The organism is Janibacter terrae (genome assembly GCF_039636765.1).
GTDB classification, from domain to species: domain Bacteria; phylum Actinomycetota; class Actinomycetes; order Actinomycetales; family Dermatophilaceae; genus Janibacter; species Janibacter terrae.
In genome coordinates this window covers 1,123,302-1,138,447 of record NZ_CP144167.1, presented here as the reverse complement: position 1 = coordinate 1,138,447, position 15,146 = coordinate 1,123,302, and the positions used below count along the sequence as shown (strand labels likewise).

Annotated in this window: 11 protein-coding genes; 1 reads left to right on the top strand and 10 read right to left on the bottom strand. The window is 68.1% G+C overall.

Going from position 1 to position 15,146, the window contains the following annotated elements:
* Nucleotides 1–59 precede the first annotated feature (59 nt).
* From fusA to rpoB, 8 genes are all read right to left on the bottom strand, one after another.
* A complete protein-coding gene (fusA, locus tag V3C34_RS05715) occupies nucleotides 60–2,183 on the bottom strand; it encodes an elongation factor G (protein WP_068326066.1) in 2,124 nt (707 codons plus the stop codon).
* Nucleotides 2,184–2,268: 85 nt separating this feature from the next.
* Complete coding sequence (rpsG, locus tag V3C34_RS05710) at nucleotides 2,269–2,739, bottom strand: 30S ribosomal protein S7 (protein WP_068326069.1); 471 nt, start codon at nucleotides 2,737–2,739, stop codon at nucleotides 2,269–2,271.
* Entirely contained in the window at nucleotides 2,739–3,113 is a 375-nt protein-coding gene (rpsL, locus tag V3C34_RS05705) for a 30S ribosomal protein S12 (RefSeq protein ID WP_007930014.1), read from the bottom strand. Before rpsL ends, rpsG begins: the two co-directional genes overlap by 1 nt.
* Nucleotides 3,114–3,408: 295 nt before the next feature.
* A complete protein-coding gene (locus V3C34_RS05700; protein ID WP_338538651.1) occupies nucleotides 3,409–3,939 on the bottom strand; it encodes an N-acetyltransferase in 531 nt (176 codons plus the stop codon).
* A complete protein-coding gene (locus V3C34_RS05695) occupies nucleotides 3,939–4,220 on the bottom strand; it encodes a hypothetical protein (protein WP_068326080.1) in 282 nt (93 codons plus the stop codon). Before V3C34_RS05695 ends, V3C34_RS05700 begins: the two co-directional genes overlap by 1 nt.
* 89 nt (nucleotides 4,221–4,309) lie before the next feature.
* Nucleotides 4,310–4,585, bottom strand: coding sequence for an HU family DNA-binding protein (locus tag V3C34_RS05690; RefSeq protein ID WP_169701955.1), 276 nt, complete (start codon nucleotides 4,583–4,585; stop codon nucleotides 4,310–4,312).
* A 205-nt stretch (nucleotides 4,586–4,790) separates the two neighbouring features.
* Nucleotides 4,791–8,669 carry a DNA-directed RNA polymerase subunit beta' gene (locus V3C34_RS05685; protein ID WP_338538652.1) on the bottom strand — a complete coding sequence of 1,293 codons (3,879 nt, stop codon included), beginning with the start codon at nucleotides 8,667–8,669 and terminating at the stop codon, nucleotides 4,791–4,793.
* Between the two features lie 136 nt (nucleotides 8,670–8,805).
* A complete protein-coding gene (gene rpoB, locus V3C34_RS05680) occupies nucleotides 8,806–12,288 on the bottom strand; it encodes a DNA-directed RNA polymerase subunit beta (RefSeq protein WP_338538653.1) in 3,483 nt (1,160 codons plus the stop codon).
* A 383-nt stretch (nucleotides 12,289–12,671) separates the two neighbouring features.
* On the opposite strand from rpoB, the gene V3C34_RS05675 reads away from it, so the two are divergent.
* Entirely contained in the window at nucleotides 12,672–13,928 is a 1,257-nt protein-coding gene (locus V3C34_RS05675) for a phospholipase D-like domain-containing protein (protein WP_068326085.1), read from the top strand.
* Between the two features lie 87 nt (nucleotides 13,929–14,015).
* On the opposite strand, the gene rplL is transcribed toward V3C34_RS05675, so the two are convergent.
* Both rplL and rplJ read right to left on the bottom strand, forming a co-directional pair.
* Nucleotides 14,016–14,408 carry a 50S ribosomal protein L7/L12 gene (rplL, locus tag V3C34_RS05670; protein WP_338538654.1) on the bottom strand — a complete coding sequence of 131 codons (393 nt, stop codon included), beginning with the start codon at nucleotides 14,406–14,408 and terminating at the stop codon, nucleotides 14,016–14,018.
* A gap of 72 nt (nucleotides 14,409–14,480) precedes the next feature.
* The gene (gene rplJ / locus V3C34_RS05665; protein ID WP_068326097.1) at nucleotides 14,481–15,095 is read right to left on the bottom strand and encodes a 50S ribosomal protein L10; all 615 of its coding nucleotides are present in this window, start codon (nucleotides 15,093–15,095) and stop codon (nucleotides 14,481–14,483) included.
* Between the last annotated feature and the right edge of the window lie 51 nt (nucleotides 15,096–15,146).

Here is a 15,146-nt window from a genome sequence, read left to right as displayed (position 1 = left end):
TGGCGTCGATTGGGGGTGTGTGTGGATGTTCCGCGTCGGGATCCCGGTAATGCTACCGGTCACTCGCCTCGGGTCTTCTTGATGATCTCCTCGGCAACGGCCTTGGGGACCTCTGCGTACGAGTCGAACTCCATCGAGTAGTTCGCCCGGCCCTGGGTCTTCGACCGCAGGTCGCCGACGTAGCCGAACATCTCGGACAGGGGGACCAGACCGGTGACCACCTTGGCGCCGCTGACGTCCTCCATGGACTGGATCTGGCCACGGCGCGAGTTGATGTCGCCGATGACATCACCCATGTAGTCCTCGGGGGTGCGCACCTCGACCTTCATCATCGGCTCCATGAGCACCGGGTCGGCCTTGCGGGCGGCCTCCTTGAAGGCCATCGAGCCGGCGATCTTGAAGGCCATCTCCGAGGAGTCGACGTCGTGGTAGGCGCCGTCGATCAGGGTGGCCTTGACACCGACGACCGGGTACCCGGCGAGGACGCCGTACTGCATCGCGTCCTGGATGCCGGCGTCGACGCTCGGGATGTACTCGCGCGGGATGCGACCACCGGTGACGGCGTTCTTGAACTCGTACATCTCGCCCTCGTTCTCCTCGTCCGTGACGAGGGGCTCGAAGGTGATCTGCACCTTGGCGAACTGGCCGGACCCACCGGTCTGCTTCTTGTGCGTGTAGTCGTACTTCTCGACCGCGCGACGGATGGTCTCGCGGTAGGCCACCTGCGGCTTGCCGATGTTGGCCTCGACCTTGAACTCACGCCGCATCCGGTCGACGAAGACGTCGAGGTGGAGCTCGCCCATGCCGGCGATGATGGTCTGGCCCGTCTCCTCGTCGAGGGAGACCTGGAAGGTCGGGTCCTCGGCGACGAGACGCTGGATCGCGGAGCCGAGCTTCTCCTGGTCGCCCTTGGTCTTGGGCTCGATGGCCACCTGGATGACCGGGGCGGGGAAGGACATCGACTCGAGGATGACCGGCGCCTGGATGTCGCTCAGGGTGTCACCCGTGGTGGTCTCCTTCAGACCGATGACGGCGTAGATGTGGCCCGCCATCGCCTCGTCGACCGGGTTCTCCTTGTTGGCGTGCATCTGGAAGAGCTTGCCGATGCGCTCCTTCTTGCCCTTGGTCGAGTTGATGACCTGGGTGCCGGGGACGAGCTTGCCCGAGTACACGCGGATGAAGGTCAGCGTGCCGAAGAAGGGGTGCGCCGCGATCTTGAAGGCGAGCGCCGAGAAGGGCTCGTCGACGCTCGGCCGGCGCAGCACGACCTCGTCCTCGTTACCGGGGGCGTGGCCCTCCATGGCGGCGACGTCGAGGGGGCTGGGCAGGTAGTCGCGCACGGCGTCGAGCACCGGCTGGACGCCACGGTTCTTGAACGCCGAGCCGCAGAAGATCGGGTACAGCTCCGAGTTGACCGTGAGCTTGCGGATGCCCGCCTTGAGCTCCTCGTCGGTCAGCTCCTCGCCACCGAGGTACTTCTCCATGAGCTCGTCGTCAGCCTCGGCGACGCGCTCGACGATGTGGTTGCGGTACTCCTCCGCCTTGGCCTGCAGGTCCGCCGGGATCTCCTGGGTCTCGTACGAGGCACCCAGGGTGACGTCACCCTTGGCGTCGCCGGGCCACACGAGCGCCTTCATCTTGATCAGGTCGACGACGCCGACGAAGTCGTTCTCGGCGCCGATCGGCAGCTGCATGACGAGCGGCTCCGCACCGAGGCGGTCCTTGATCGTCTGCACGGTGAAGTAGAAGTCCGCGCCGAGCTTGTCCATCTTGTTGACGAACGCGATGCGGGGGACGTCGTACTTGTCGGCCTGGCGCCACACGGTCTCGGACTGGGGCTCGACCCCTTCCTTGCCGTCGAAGACCGCGACCGCGCCGTCGAGCACGCGCAGCGACCGCTCGACCTCGACGGTGAAGTCGACGTGGCCGGGGGTGTCGATGATGTTGATCTGGGTGTCGTCCCAGAAGGAGGTGACCGCGGCGGACGTGATGGTGATGCCGCGCTCCTTCTCCTGCTCCATCCAGTCCGTGGTGGAGGCACCGTCGTGCGTCTCGCCCAGCTTGTGGTTGACGCCGGTGTAGAAAAGGATGCGCTCAGTCGTCGTCGTCTTGCCGGCGTCGATGTGCGCCATGATGCCGATGTTGCGGACCTTGGTCAGGTCCGTCAGGACGTCCTGTGCCACTCGTTATCTCATCTCGCTCGTTGCGGTCGTGTCTGCCCGTGCGGGCTGGTGGTCGGGGCCGACGGGTGCCGGCCCCGACCTGCTGTCACCAGCGGTAGTGCGCGAAGGCCTTGTTGGACTCGGCCATCTTGTGGGTGTCCTCGCGACGCTTCACCGCGGCACCGAGGCCGTTGCTGGCGTCCAGGATCTCGTTCATGAGGCGCTCGGTCATCGTCTTCTCGCGACGCTGACGGGCGTAGCCGACGAGCCAGCGCAGCGACAGGGTCGTGGCGCGGCCGGGCTTGACCTCGATCGGGACCTGGTAGGTCGCGCCACCGACACGGCGGGACTTGACCTCCAAGGAGGGCTTGACGTTGTCGAGCGCGCGCTTGAGCGTCTGGACCGGGTCGGTGCCGGTCTTCTCACGGCAACCCTCGAGGGCGTCGTACACGATCGACTCGGCGATGGACTTCTTGCCGTCGAGGAGGATCTTGTTGACCAGCTGGGTCACCAGCGGGGACTGGAAGACCGGGTCGACGACGAGCGGGCGCTTCGGGGCGGGACCCTTGCGAGGCATTACTTCTTCTCCTTCTTGGCGCCGTAACGGCTGCGGGCCTGCTGACGACCCTTGACGCCCTGGGTGTCGAGGGACCCGCGGACGATCTTGTAACGGACACCGGGGAGGTCCTTCACTCGGCCACCGCGCACGAGCACGATGGAGTGCTCCTGCAGGTTGTGACCGACACCCGGGATGTAGGCGGTGACCTCGATGCCGCTCGTCAGGCGCACGCGGGCGACCTTGCGAAGGGCAGAGTTCGGCTTCTTGGGGGTGGTGGTGTACACACGCGTGCACACGCCACGGCGCTGCGGCGAGCCCTTGAGGGCGGGCGTGGCGGCCTTGGACGGCTTGTCCTGCCGACCCTTGCGCACCAGCTGGTTGATGGTAGGCAACCTGATCTCCGTACGTTGGTGATGTTGTCTGCGCCGACCGGGTGGACCCGGGCGACGCTCCTTGGATGCCATCCACGACCCCCGCACTCGGGTGTGTCGTCGATGGTGCTCTTCCCTGCACTCCCCACCACGGTCCGGATGGACCGCGCCCGGGCGCCCGGCAAGAGGGCGGAGGCGGTCGTCACCGACCGCTCCCGGCGCGCTTCACGGCACAGCCGTGCCACGCACGCTGATCAACGATACCGGCGGGTCCCGAGCGCCACAAATCCGATCCGGCCGCGCCCGTCGCGGGATGTCAGCCGAGACGGTCGAAGGCGGGCGCGTAGCGGAAGTCGCCGGCCATCTGCGGCCGCCAGGCGCGCAGCGTCAGCGCCTGGAAGTACTGCTCCCCCCACGGCCCCGGGGACCCGATGCCGTGCCCGGCGGCCGGGACGAAGCCGAAGAAGCCGTAGTACCCCGGGTCCCCCAGGAGCACGATGACCGGGACCGCGATCCGCTCGGCGCTGGCGACGACGGCCATGACGAGCGCGGCGCCGATCCCCTGCCCCTGCAGGTCGGGACGGACCGAGAGGGGCCCCAGCGCGACGGAGGGTGACCCACCCAGCGCGGCCCGGCTGCACACGACGTGCCCGACCACCTCGCCGTCCAGCTCGGCGACGAAGGTCAGCTCGTCGAGGACCGAGCCGTCGGCGCGCAGGCAGCGCAGCAGCTCGCGCTCGATGGTCTCCCTTCGTCCGTGCGGGATGCCGAAGGCCGCGTCGTGGAGGAGCTCCGTCGGGAGGGCGTCGGCCGGGGTCTCCCGGCGGATCACCAGGTCGTCGCGCATCAGTACCGGTCCGTGATCCAGTGGCTGTTGCCGCTGACGAAGGCGCCGACGTAGACCGCGGCGACCAGGAGCAGCACGACCGTCACGATCGTCGCGTCGCTGCGTGAGCGGCGGGTGAAGGTGACGACGGCGGCGCCGGCCAGGGCGAGGCCGAGCAGCTTGCTCACTCCCCCGGGCTTGACCAGGAGCACGAGGGCGCCCACCACGAGCACGGCCCCCAGACCCCAGCGGGCCGCGGTGGCGCGCACCGACATCGGGTGGCGGCGGTCGGGTTCGGTCATGCGCTCATCCTCCCCCACGGCACTGCGGGCAGCACGAAGGGGGCCGGTCACCTCGACGGTGACCGGCCCCCTTCGTGCAGCGGCTGGGATCAGCCCTTCGCGGCGGCCTTGAGGGCGCTGCCGGCGGTGAGCTTGGCGGCGTAGCCACCGGGGATCGTCATCTCGGCACCGGTCTGCGGGTTGCGACCCTTGCGCTCGGCGCGCTCGACGCGCTCGAGGCTGAAGAAGCCGGGGACGGTGACCTTCTCGCCCTTGCCGACGGACTCGGACAGGACCGCCTGGAGGGCGGTGATGACCTCGGACGCCGCGGAGGCGGACACGCCCGCCTTCTCGGCGACGGCGCTGGCGAGCTCAGACTTGTTCATGTGGATCTCCATCCTTGAAGTTCGTGAATCGAACAGAGACCAATCAACCACGAAAACGCGGGCCTCGTCGACTTGCCCTACGGCGTGTTTCCCTTGATTTTCCGCCAGATCCGGGCATCGCAGCCCCACCCGTCCCGACAGCCCCACGACGAAGGGGGTCCCACCGCGACCGCGGTGGGACGCCCTTCGTGGGAGGTGCGTCGACTCAGACGTCCAGGTCGAGGTCGTCGAGGCGGATCGCCTCGCCCGAACCGGGACCGAAGACCGGGTAGGCGTACTCGTCGTAGCTGGGCAGCGAGTACATCGCCGCCTTGGCCTCCTCGGTGGGCTCGACGTCCACGTTGCGGTAGCGGGGCAGGCCCGTACCGGCGGGGATGAGCTTGCCGAGGATGACGTTCTCCTTCAGACCCAGCAGCGGGTCGGAGCGACCCTCCATCGCGGCCTCGGTGAGGACGCGGGTCGTCTCCTGGAAGGAGGCGGCGGAGAGCCAGGAGTCCGTGGCCAGCGAGGCCTTGGTGATCCCCATGAGCTCCGGACGACCCGAGGCCGGGCGCCCGCCCTCGGAGACGACGCGACGATTCTCGGTCTCGAAGCGACCCCGCTCGGCGAGCATGCCTGGGAGCAGACCGGTGTCCCCCGACTCGAGGATCGTGATCCGGCGCAGCATCTGCCGGACGATGACCTCGATGTGCTTGTCGTGGATCGACACACCCTGCTGGCGGTAGACGTTCTGCACCTCGTCGACCAGGTGCTTCTGCGCCTGGCGCGGGCCCAGGATGCGCAGGACCTGCTTCGGGTCGATGGCGCCCTGGACGAGCTGGGTGCCGACCTCGACGCGCTGACCGTCCTCGATGAGCAGGCGTGAACGCTTGCTCACGGGGTAGGCGTGCTCCTCGCCGTCGCGGTCCGCGACGAGCAGGAGACGACGACCCTTGTCGGTCTCCTCGATCGTGACCTTGCCGTCGGCCTCGGCGATCGGGGCCACACCCTTGGGGGTGCGCGCCTCGAAGAGCTCGACGACACGCGGCAGACCCTGCGTGATGTCGTCACCTGCCACACCACCGGTGTGGAAGGTCCGCATCGTCAGCTGGGTGCCGGGCTCACCGATCGACTGGGCCGCGATGATGCCGACGGCCTCGCCGATGTCGACGAGCTGGCCGGTGGCCAGGCTGCGGCCGTAGCACTTGGCGCACGTACCGACCTTGGACTCGCAGGTGAGGACCGAGCGGATCTTGACCTCGTCGACACCCGCCTTGTAGAGGCGGTCGATGACGACGTCACCGAGGTCGGACCCGGCCGGCGCCAGGACCTGGCCCTCGTGCTCCACGTCACTGGCGACGCAGCGCGCGTAGACGGTGAACTCGACGTCGTCGTGGAGGCGACGGGTGCCGGTGAGCTCGTCGAACTGCGCGATCGGCATCGTCAGGCCGCGCTCGGTCCCGCAGTCGTCCTCGCGGACGATGACGTCCTGGGAGACGTCGACGAGACGACGGGTGAGGTACCCGGAGTCGGCGGTACGAAGGGCGGTGTCGGCCAGTCCCTTGCGCGCACCGTGCGTCGAGATGAAGAACTCGACGACGGACAGACCCTCACGGAAGTTCGTGCGGATCGGGCGCGGGATGATCTCGCCCTTCGGGTTGGCCATGAGGCCGCGCATACCGGCGATCTGACGCAGCTGGAACCAGTTACCACGGGCACCCGAGGAGACCATCCGGTAGATCGGGTTGTCCTTCGGGAAGTTCTCCTGCATCTCTGCGGAGACCTCGTTGGTGGCCTGGGTCCAGATCTCGATCTGCTCCTGGCGACGCTCGTCGTCGGTGATCAGACCGCGCTCGTACTGCTTCTGGACCTTGGTCGCCTTCTCCTCGTAGGCCGCGAGGATCTCGGGCTTGCGCGGCGGCGTGACGACGTCGGACAGCGCGACCGTGGTGCCCGAGCGGGAGGCCCAGTGGAAGCCGGCCTCCTTGAGGGCGTCCAGGGAGGCCGCGACCTGCACCTTGGTGTAGCGCTCGGCGAGGTCGTTGACGATCGTCGACAGGCGCTTGCGGTCCACCGGCTCGTTGACGAAGGGGTAGTCCTCCGGCAGCGTCCCGTTGAACAGGGCGCGGCCGAGGGTGGTCTCCGCGGTCCAGCTGGTGACGCGACCCTGCTCGTCGGTCTCGGCGCCCTCGGGGAGCTGACCGGCCGTGGGGACGATGTCGTGCAGGCGGACCCGGATCGGCGTGCCGATCTTGATCGCCCCGGCGTCGTAGGCCATGCGGGCCTCGGCCGTCGAGGAGAAGGCGCGAGGGTGCTCGGTCTCCAGGTCCACCTCGGAGGTGAGGTGGAAGAGCCCGATGATCATGTCCTGGGTCGGCATCGTGACGGGTCGACCGTCGGCCGGCTTGAGGATGTTGTTGCTCGAGAGCATCAGGATCCGGGCCTCGGCCTGCGCCTCGGCGCTCAGCGGGAGGTGGACGGCCATCTGGTCACCGTCGAAGTCCGCGTTGAAGGCGGTGCAGACGAGCGGGTGGATCTGGATGGCCTTGCCCTCGATGAGCTGCGGCTCGAAGGCCTGGATGCCCAGACGGTGCAGCGTGGGCGCGCGGTTGAGCAGGACCGGGTGCTCGGTGATGACCTCTTCGAGGACGTCCCAGACCACGGAACGGTGCCGCTCGACCATGCGCTTGGCCGACTTGATGTTCTGGGCGTGGTCGAGGTCCACGAGCCGCTTCATGACGAAGGGCTTGAAGAGCTCGAGCGCCATGGCCTTCGGCAGACCGCACTGGTGCAGCTTCAGCTGCGGGCCGACGACGATGACCGAACGGCCGGAGTAGTCGACGCGCTTGCCGAGGAGGTTCTGACGGAAGCGACCCTGCTTGCCCTTGAGCATGTCGGACAGGGACTTCAGCGGCCGGTTGCCCGGGCCGGTGACCGCGCGACCACGACGACCGTTGTCGAAGAGGTTGTCGACGGCCTCCTGCAGCATCCGCTTCTCGTTGTTGACGATGATCTCGGGCGCACCGAGGTCGAGCAGGCGCTTGAGGCGGTTGTTGCGGTTGATGACCCGGCGGTACAGGTCGTTCAGGTCGGACGTGGCGAACCGGCCACCGTCGAGCTGGACCATCGGGCGCAGGTCCGGGGGGATGACCGGGACGGCATCCAGGACCATGCCCGCGGGCTTGTTGTCGGTGGTGAGGAAGGCGGTGACGACCTTGAGGCGCTTGAGCGCACGGGTCTTCTTCTGCCCCTTGCCGGTGGCGATGATCTCGCGCAGCTTGTCGGACTCGGCCTCGAGGTCGAAGGTCTCCAGACGCTTCTGGATCGCCGCGGCACCCATGCCGCCCTCGAAGTACAGACCGAAGCGGTCGCGCATCTCGCGGTAGAGGACCTCGTCGCCCTCGAGGTCCTGGACCTTGAGGTTCTTGAACCGGTCCCAGACCTGGGAGAGGCGCTCGACCTGCTGGTCGGCACGCTTGCGGATCTGGTTCATCTCGCGCTCGGCGGAGTCGCGGACCTTGCGCTTGGCGTCGGACTTGGCGCCCTCGGCCTCGAGCTCGGCGATGTCCTTCTCGAGCTTCTGCGCGCGGGTCTCGACGTCCGCGTCGCGGCGGTTCTCGAGCTCCTTCTTCTCGGCCTCGATCTGGGCCTCGAGCGAGGGCAGGTCGGTGTGGCGCTGGTCCACGTCGACGCTCGTGATCATGTAGGCCGCGAAGTAGATGACCTTCTCGAGGTCCTTCGGGGCCAGGTCGAGCAGGTACCCCAGGCGCGAGGGGACGCCCTTGAAGTACCAGATGTGGGTGACGGGGGCGGCGAGCTCGATGTGGCCCATCCGCTCACGACGCACGCCGGCGCGAGTGACCTCGACGCCGCAGCGCTCGCAGATGATGCCCTTGAAGCGGACCCGCTTGTACTTGCCGCAGGAGCACTCCCAGTCCCGCGTCGGACCGAAGATCCGTTCGCAGAAGAGGCCCTCCTTCTCAGGCTTGAGGGTGCGGTAGTTGATGGTCTCGGGCTTCTTGACCTCGCCGTGGCTCCAGTTACGGATGTCCTCCGCGGAGGCCAGACCGATGCGCAGCTCGTCGAAGAAGTTGACGTCCAGCACTTCGTGCTTCCTTCTCTCGTTGTCGAGGATGACTCGATAAGTTCTGTGGCCCTGGGTCACCGTGAGGGTGACCGTGCGGGCTGTCGAGGGGGTCCGAGGGGTCCATGGCCCGCTGGGCCGTGGACCCCCCGGAGGGTCAGACCTCCTCGACGCTGCTCGGCTCGCGCCGGGACAGGTCGATGCCGAGCTCCTCGGCCGCGCGGAAGACGTCGTCCTCGTTGTCGCGCATCTCGATGGTGCCGCCCTCGGAGTTGAGGACCTCCACGTTGAGGCAGAGGCTCTGCATCTCCTTGATGAGCACCTTGAAGGACTCCGGGATACCGGGTTCCGGGATGTTGTCGCCCTTGACGATGGCCTCGTAGACCTTGACGCGACCGGTGACGTCGTCGGACTTGATCGTCAGCAGCTCCTGGAGCGCGTAGGAGGCGCCGTAGGCCTCGAGGGCCCACACCTCCATCTCGCCGAAGCGCTGGCCGCCGAACTGGGCCTTACCACCGAGCGGCTGCTGGGTGATCATCGAGTACGGCCCCGTGCTGCGCGCGTGGATCTTGTCGTCCACGAGGTGGTGCAGCTTGAGGATGTACATGTACCCGACGGAGGTCGGGGCCGGGTAGGGGTCGCCGGTGCGGCCGTCGAAGAGCTGCGCCTTGCCGCTGCTGTCGATCAAGCGAACACCGTCGCGGGTCGGGGTCGTCGAGTCGAGCAGACCGGCGATCTCCTCCTCGCGGGCACCGTCGAAGACGGGGCTGGCGACACGCGTGTCGGCCGGGGCCTGGCGCGCGTCGTCGGGGATCATCTGGGCCCACTCGGGCGAGCCCTCGATGTCCCAGCCGCGGCTGGCGGCCCACCCGAGGTGCAGCTCCATGATCTGCCCGATGTTCATGCGACCGGGGACACCGAGCGGGTTGAGCACGACGTCGACCGGCGTGCCGTCCTCGAGGAAGGGCATGTCCTCGACCGGGAGGATCTTGGAGATGACGCCCTTGTTGCCGTGGCGGCCGGCGAGCTTGTCACCGTCGGTGATCTTGCGCTTGTTGGCCACGTAGACGCGGACGAGCTGGTTGACGCCCGGGGGCAGCTCGTCGCCCTCGTCCTTGTCGAAGACCTTGACCGCGATGACCGTGCCGGTCTCGCCGTGCGGGACCTTCATCGACGTGTCGCGGACCTCACGGGCCTTCTCGCCGAAGATGGCGCGCAGCAGGCGCTCTTCCGGGGTCAGCTCGGTCTCGCCCTTGGGCGTGACCTTGCCGACGAGCAGGTCGCCGTCGCGGACCTCGGCACCGATGCGGATGATGCCGCGCTCGTCCAGGTCGGCGAGGACGTCCTCGGAGACGTTGGGGATGTCCCGGGTGATCTCCTCCGGGCCGAGCTTGGTGTCACGGGCGTCGACCTCGTGCTCCTCGATGTGGATCGAGGAGAGGACGTCGTCCTGCACCAGACGCTGGCTGAGGATGATCGCGTCCTCGTAGTTGTAGCCCTCCCACGGCATGAAGGCGACGAGGAGGTTGCGGCCCAGGGCCATCTCCCCACCGTCGGTCGCCGGACCGTCGGCGATCAGCTGGCCGGCCTCGACGCGGTCACCCTCGGTGACCATGACGCGCTGGTTGTAGCTGTTGCCCTGGTTGGACCGGGAGAACTTCATCATCTTGTAGGTGTGCGAGCCACCCTCGTCCTGCGTGACCGTCACGAGGTCCGCGGAGACCTCCGTGACGACGCCGGCCTTGAGCGCACGGACCACGTCACCGGAGTCGAGCGCGGCGCGGTGCTCCATGCCGGTGCCCACGTAGGGGGCCTCGGACTGCACGAGCGGCACGGCCTGACGCTGCATGTTGGCGCCCATGAGCGCGCGGTTGGCGTCGTCGTGCTCGAGGAAGGGGATCATCGCGGTGGCGGCGGAGACCATCTGCCGCGGCGAGACGTCCATGAAGTCGACGTCCTCGGCCGGGATCTGGTCGACCTCGCCACCCTTGGTGCGCGCGAGCACCCGCTCCTCGGCGAAGTTGCCGTCGTCGAGCAGCACCGCGTTGGCCTGCGCGACGACGACCTTGTCCTCCTCGTCCGCGGAGATGTAGACGATCTCGTCCGTGACGCGGCCGTCGACGACCTTGCGGTAGGGGGTCTCGATGAAGCCGAAGGCGTTGATCCGCCCGTAGCTGGCGAGCGAGCCGATCAGACCGATGTTGGGACCCTCAGGGGTCTCGATCGGGCACATGCGGCCGTAGTGCGACGGGTGGACGTCACGGACCTCCATCTGCGCGCGGTCACGGGAGATACCGCCCGGGCCCAGCGCGTTCAGGCGACGCTTGTGCGTCAGACCCGACAGCGGGTTGTTCTGGTCCATGAACTGCGACAGCTGGCTGGTGCCGAAGAACTCCTTGATGGAGGCGACGACCGGCCGGATGTTGATCAGGGTCTGCGGCGTGATGGCCTCGACGTCCTGCGTGGTCATGCGCTCGCGGACGACGCGCTCCATGCGGGAGAGACCGGTACGGACCTGGTTCTGGATCAGCTCCCCGACGCTGCGGACGCGACGGTTGCCGAAGTGGTCGATGTCGTCGGTCTCGACGGGGACCTCGATGGCCTCGCCGTCACGCGTGCCCGGCAGGGTCGCCTGGTCGGCGTGCAGCGCGACGAGGTACTTGAGCGTCGCGACGATGTCCTCGAGCGTGAGCACGGAGGAGCGCAGCTCGGCCTCGAGACCGAGCTTGCGGTTGACCTTGTAGCGACCGACCTTGGCCAGGTCGTAGCGCTTGGGGTTGAAGTACAGGTTGTCGAGCAGGTTCTGCGCGGCCTCACGGGTCGGCGGCTCGCCGGGGCGCAGCTTGCGGTAGATGTCGAGCAGCGCGGCGTCCTGGTCCTCGACCGTGTCCTTCTCGAGGGTGGCGCGCATGGACTCGTAGTCACCGAACTCCTCGAGGATCTCGGCGGAGGTCATGCCGAGGGCCTTGAGCAGGACCGTGACGGACTGCTTGCGCTTGCGGTCGACGCGCACGCCGACCATGTCGCGCTTGTCGACCTCGAACTCGAGCCAGGCACCACGGCTCGGGATGATCTTGGACGAGTAGATGTCCTTGTCGGACGTCTTGTCGGCCGTGCGCTCGAAGTAGACGCCGGGGCTGCGCACGAGCTGCGAGACGACGACGCGCTCGGTGCCGTTGATGATGAAGGTGCCACGCTCGGTCATGAGCGGGAAGTCGCCCATGAAGACCGTCTGGCTCTTGATCTCCCCGGTCTCGGCGTTCATGAACTCGGCGGTGACGAAGAGGGGCGCGGAGTAGGTCTGGTCGCGCTCCTTGCACTCGTCGACGGAGTACTTCGGCTCCTCGAAGCGGCTCTCCCGGAAGGAGAGGCTCATCGAGCCGGAGAAGTCCTCGATCGGGGAGATCTCCTCGAAGATCTCCTCCAGACCCGGGTGCTCCGGGACGTCACGACGGCCGGCGTCGAGGGCCTCCGCGACGCGCTCCTGCCACTTTTCGTTGCCGAGGAGCCAGTCAAAGCTCTCGGTCTGCAGTGCCAGGAGGTCGGGGACCTCGAGGGGCTCGCGGATCTTGGCGAAGGACAGACGGCCACTGGCCGTCCGTGCGGTGGACATCGGGGAAGCGGTGCGCGAGGCAGCCAAGGATGGATCCTTCCACGGGCCTTGAGAGTCGGGCGGCGCGCTCGGGCATCCTGTGCGCGCGTCCCGCCAGGGGCTCGACACACCTCAGCGGTGAGGGGATTGGAGCGACCCGACGACAGCACGACAGGAACAAGTCAGCGCAAAGCGACAGCATAGACGCATCAACACACGTGTGTCCAACCCGAGCGAGCCGACGGCGCGACGGTGGTCATCGGCCACACACCCGCGGTGGCGGGGCGACCGAATCATTCGACGCCATGAGGATGGACGACGAAGCGAGCGACGTCAAGACTCGTCCCGGCGGGTCGCGCAGCGCCGACCCGCGGCGCGCCGCGGACGAGGGCGGGGGGCACCCCCTTCGGCCTCGCCCTAGGGTGGGGCCCATGGAGCTCCGCGCCACTCGCCGACGTCGCCGGCGCCAGCACGTGCGGCGCGTCGTCCGACGGGCCGCGCTGGCCACCCTGGGCACCCAGGTCGCCACTGTCGCAGGCCTGCTCGTCTTCGACAGCGCCCGGCGCAAGGACCGCCCCGACCACGAGTTCCCCCACCGCCACGGTGACCCGGTGCCCGTCGACGGCGGTGAGGTGCGCATCTACACCTTCGGGGAGAACCTCTTCGAGGACATGCTGGCGGACATCGAGGCGGCGAGCACCCGTGTCCTCTTCGAGACCTACATCTGGAAGGACGACGCCGTCGGGCGCCGCTTCCGCCAGGCGCTGGTCGACGCCCACGCGCGGGGCGTCGAGGTCTACGTCGTCTTCGACGCCTTCGCCAACCTCGTCGTCCCACCAGCGTTCTACAGGGACCTGCCCGAGGGCATCCACGTCAAGCGCCACCCGCTCATGACCGGGGGCGCGAAGTTCTTCTTCCCCAGCCACTGGGGCCGCAACCACCGCAAGCTGCTCGTGGTCGACCGGACCGCCGCCTACGTCGGCGGCTACAACATCGGTCAGGACTACGCCAACCGCTGGCGCGACACGCACGCCCGCTTCTCGGGCGACATGGTCGTCGAGCTCGAGAACGCCTTCGTCGACTACTGGAACAACTACGACGGCAGGCCCCCGCTCCCCCAGCCGGCCCGCCGCACGTGGAGCCGGGAGATGCGGGTCCACCGCAACCTGCCGACCGACATGGTCTACCCGATCCGCAACATGTACCTCGAGGCGATCGACCGCGCCGACACGCGGGTCTGGCTCACGACCGCCTACCTCATCCCCGACGACGCCTTCGTCCGCAGCCTCGTGCAGGCGGCCGGGCGCGGGGTCGACGTGCGCGTGATCGTCCCGCACTTCAGCAACCACATCGTCGCCGACTGGCTGAGCCGGGTCACCTACGAGCGCCTGCTGCGGGGCGGGGTGCGGCTGCTGCGCTTCGAGAACGCGATGGTGCACGCCAAGACCGCGACCATCGACGGGATCTGGTCGACGATCGGCACCGCCAACATCGACCGGCTGAGCCTCGCCGGCAACTACGAGGTCAACATGGAGATCCTCGACGCCGACGTCGCCCGGCGGATGGAGGAGATCTTCGAGCTGGACTCGGGCAACTGCACCGAGCTCACGCTCGCCGAGTGGGTCCGCAGGCCGCTCATCGCCCGGGTCTCCGAGGGCGTCCTCTCCCCCTGGCGTCCGCTGCTGTAGGCGCCGGGGCAGCGCGAAGGGCGGGCCGCACCGTGAGGTGCGACCCGCCCTTCGCGCAGATCAGTGCCCGTCAGTGACGGGCCGAGATCACTTGAGCTCGACGGAGGCGCCGGCGCCCTCGAGGGCCTCCTTGGCCTTCTCGGCGGCCTCCTTGTCGACCTTCTCCAGGACGGGCTTGGGGGCGCCGTCGACGAGGTCCTTGGCCTCCTTGAGGCCGAGGCTCGTGAGCGCGCGGACCTCCTTGATGACCTGGATCTTCTTGTCGCCGGCCGCGGTGAGGATGACGTCGAACTCGTCCTGCTCCTCGGCCTCGGCACCAGCGTCGCCACCGGCGGCGGCCGGGGCGGCACCCGCGACGGCGACCGGGGCGGCGGCGGTGACCTCGAAGGTCTCCTCGAACTGCTTCACGAACTCGGAGAGCTCGATGAGGGTCATCTCCTTGAAGGCCTCAAGGAGCTCGTCGGTGCTGAGCTTCGCCATGATGGGCGTCCTTTCTTGTCAAACGTCTGTGCCGTGAGTGGCGGGGATGTGCTGTGGCTCGAGGCGGATGCCTCAGGCCTCGTCGCCACCCTCGGGGGTGGTCTCGGTGGAGGCGTCGGCCGCAGCCGGCTCCTCGGTGTCCGCAGCAGCGTCGGTCGAGACCGGACCCTGCTCCTCCACCTTCGCGCGCAGCGCGTCGACGACCCGAGCGGTCTGCGACAGCGGCGCGTTGAAGAGGTATGCGGCCTGGGTGAGCTTGGCCTTCATGGCCCCAGCAAGCTTGCCCAGGAGAACCTCGCGCGACTCAAGCTTCGCGAGCTTCTCGATGTCCTCCGGCGTGAGCGGGTTCCCGTCGAGGAGCCCACCCTTGATCACCAGGAGGGGGTTGTCCTTGGCGAAGTCACGCAGGCCCTTGGCCGCCTCGACGGGGTCACCCTCGACGAAGACGATCGCGTTCGGGCCGACGAGCTGACCCTCGAAGGCGGACTCGACGCCCGCCTCCTTGGCAGCGCGCTCGGCCAGCGTGTTCTTCACCACGGAGTAGGTGGCGTTGCCACGGAGGTTGTTGCGCAGCTCGGCGAGCTGGGCCACGGTCAGACCGCGGTACTCCGTGAGAACCGCCGCGCTCGAGGTGCGGAGCTTGTCCGCCATCTCGGCGATGGCGGCGTTCTTCTCGGCAGTCGCCATGCGGGCCTCCCTTCTCGTGTGGTGCCGTCGGGGCCCGGAACGAGAAAAGGA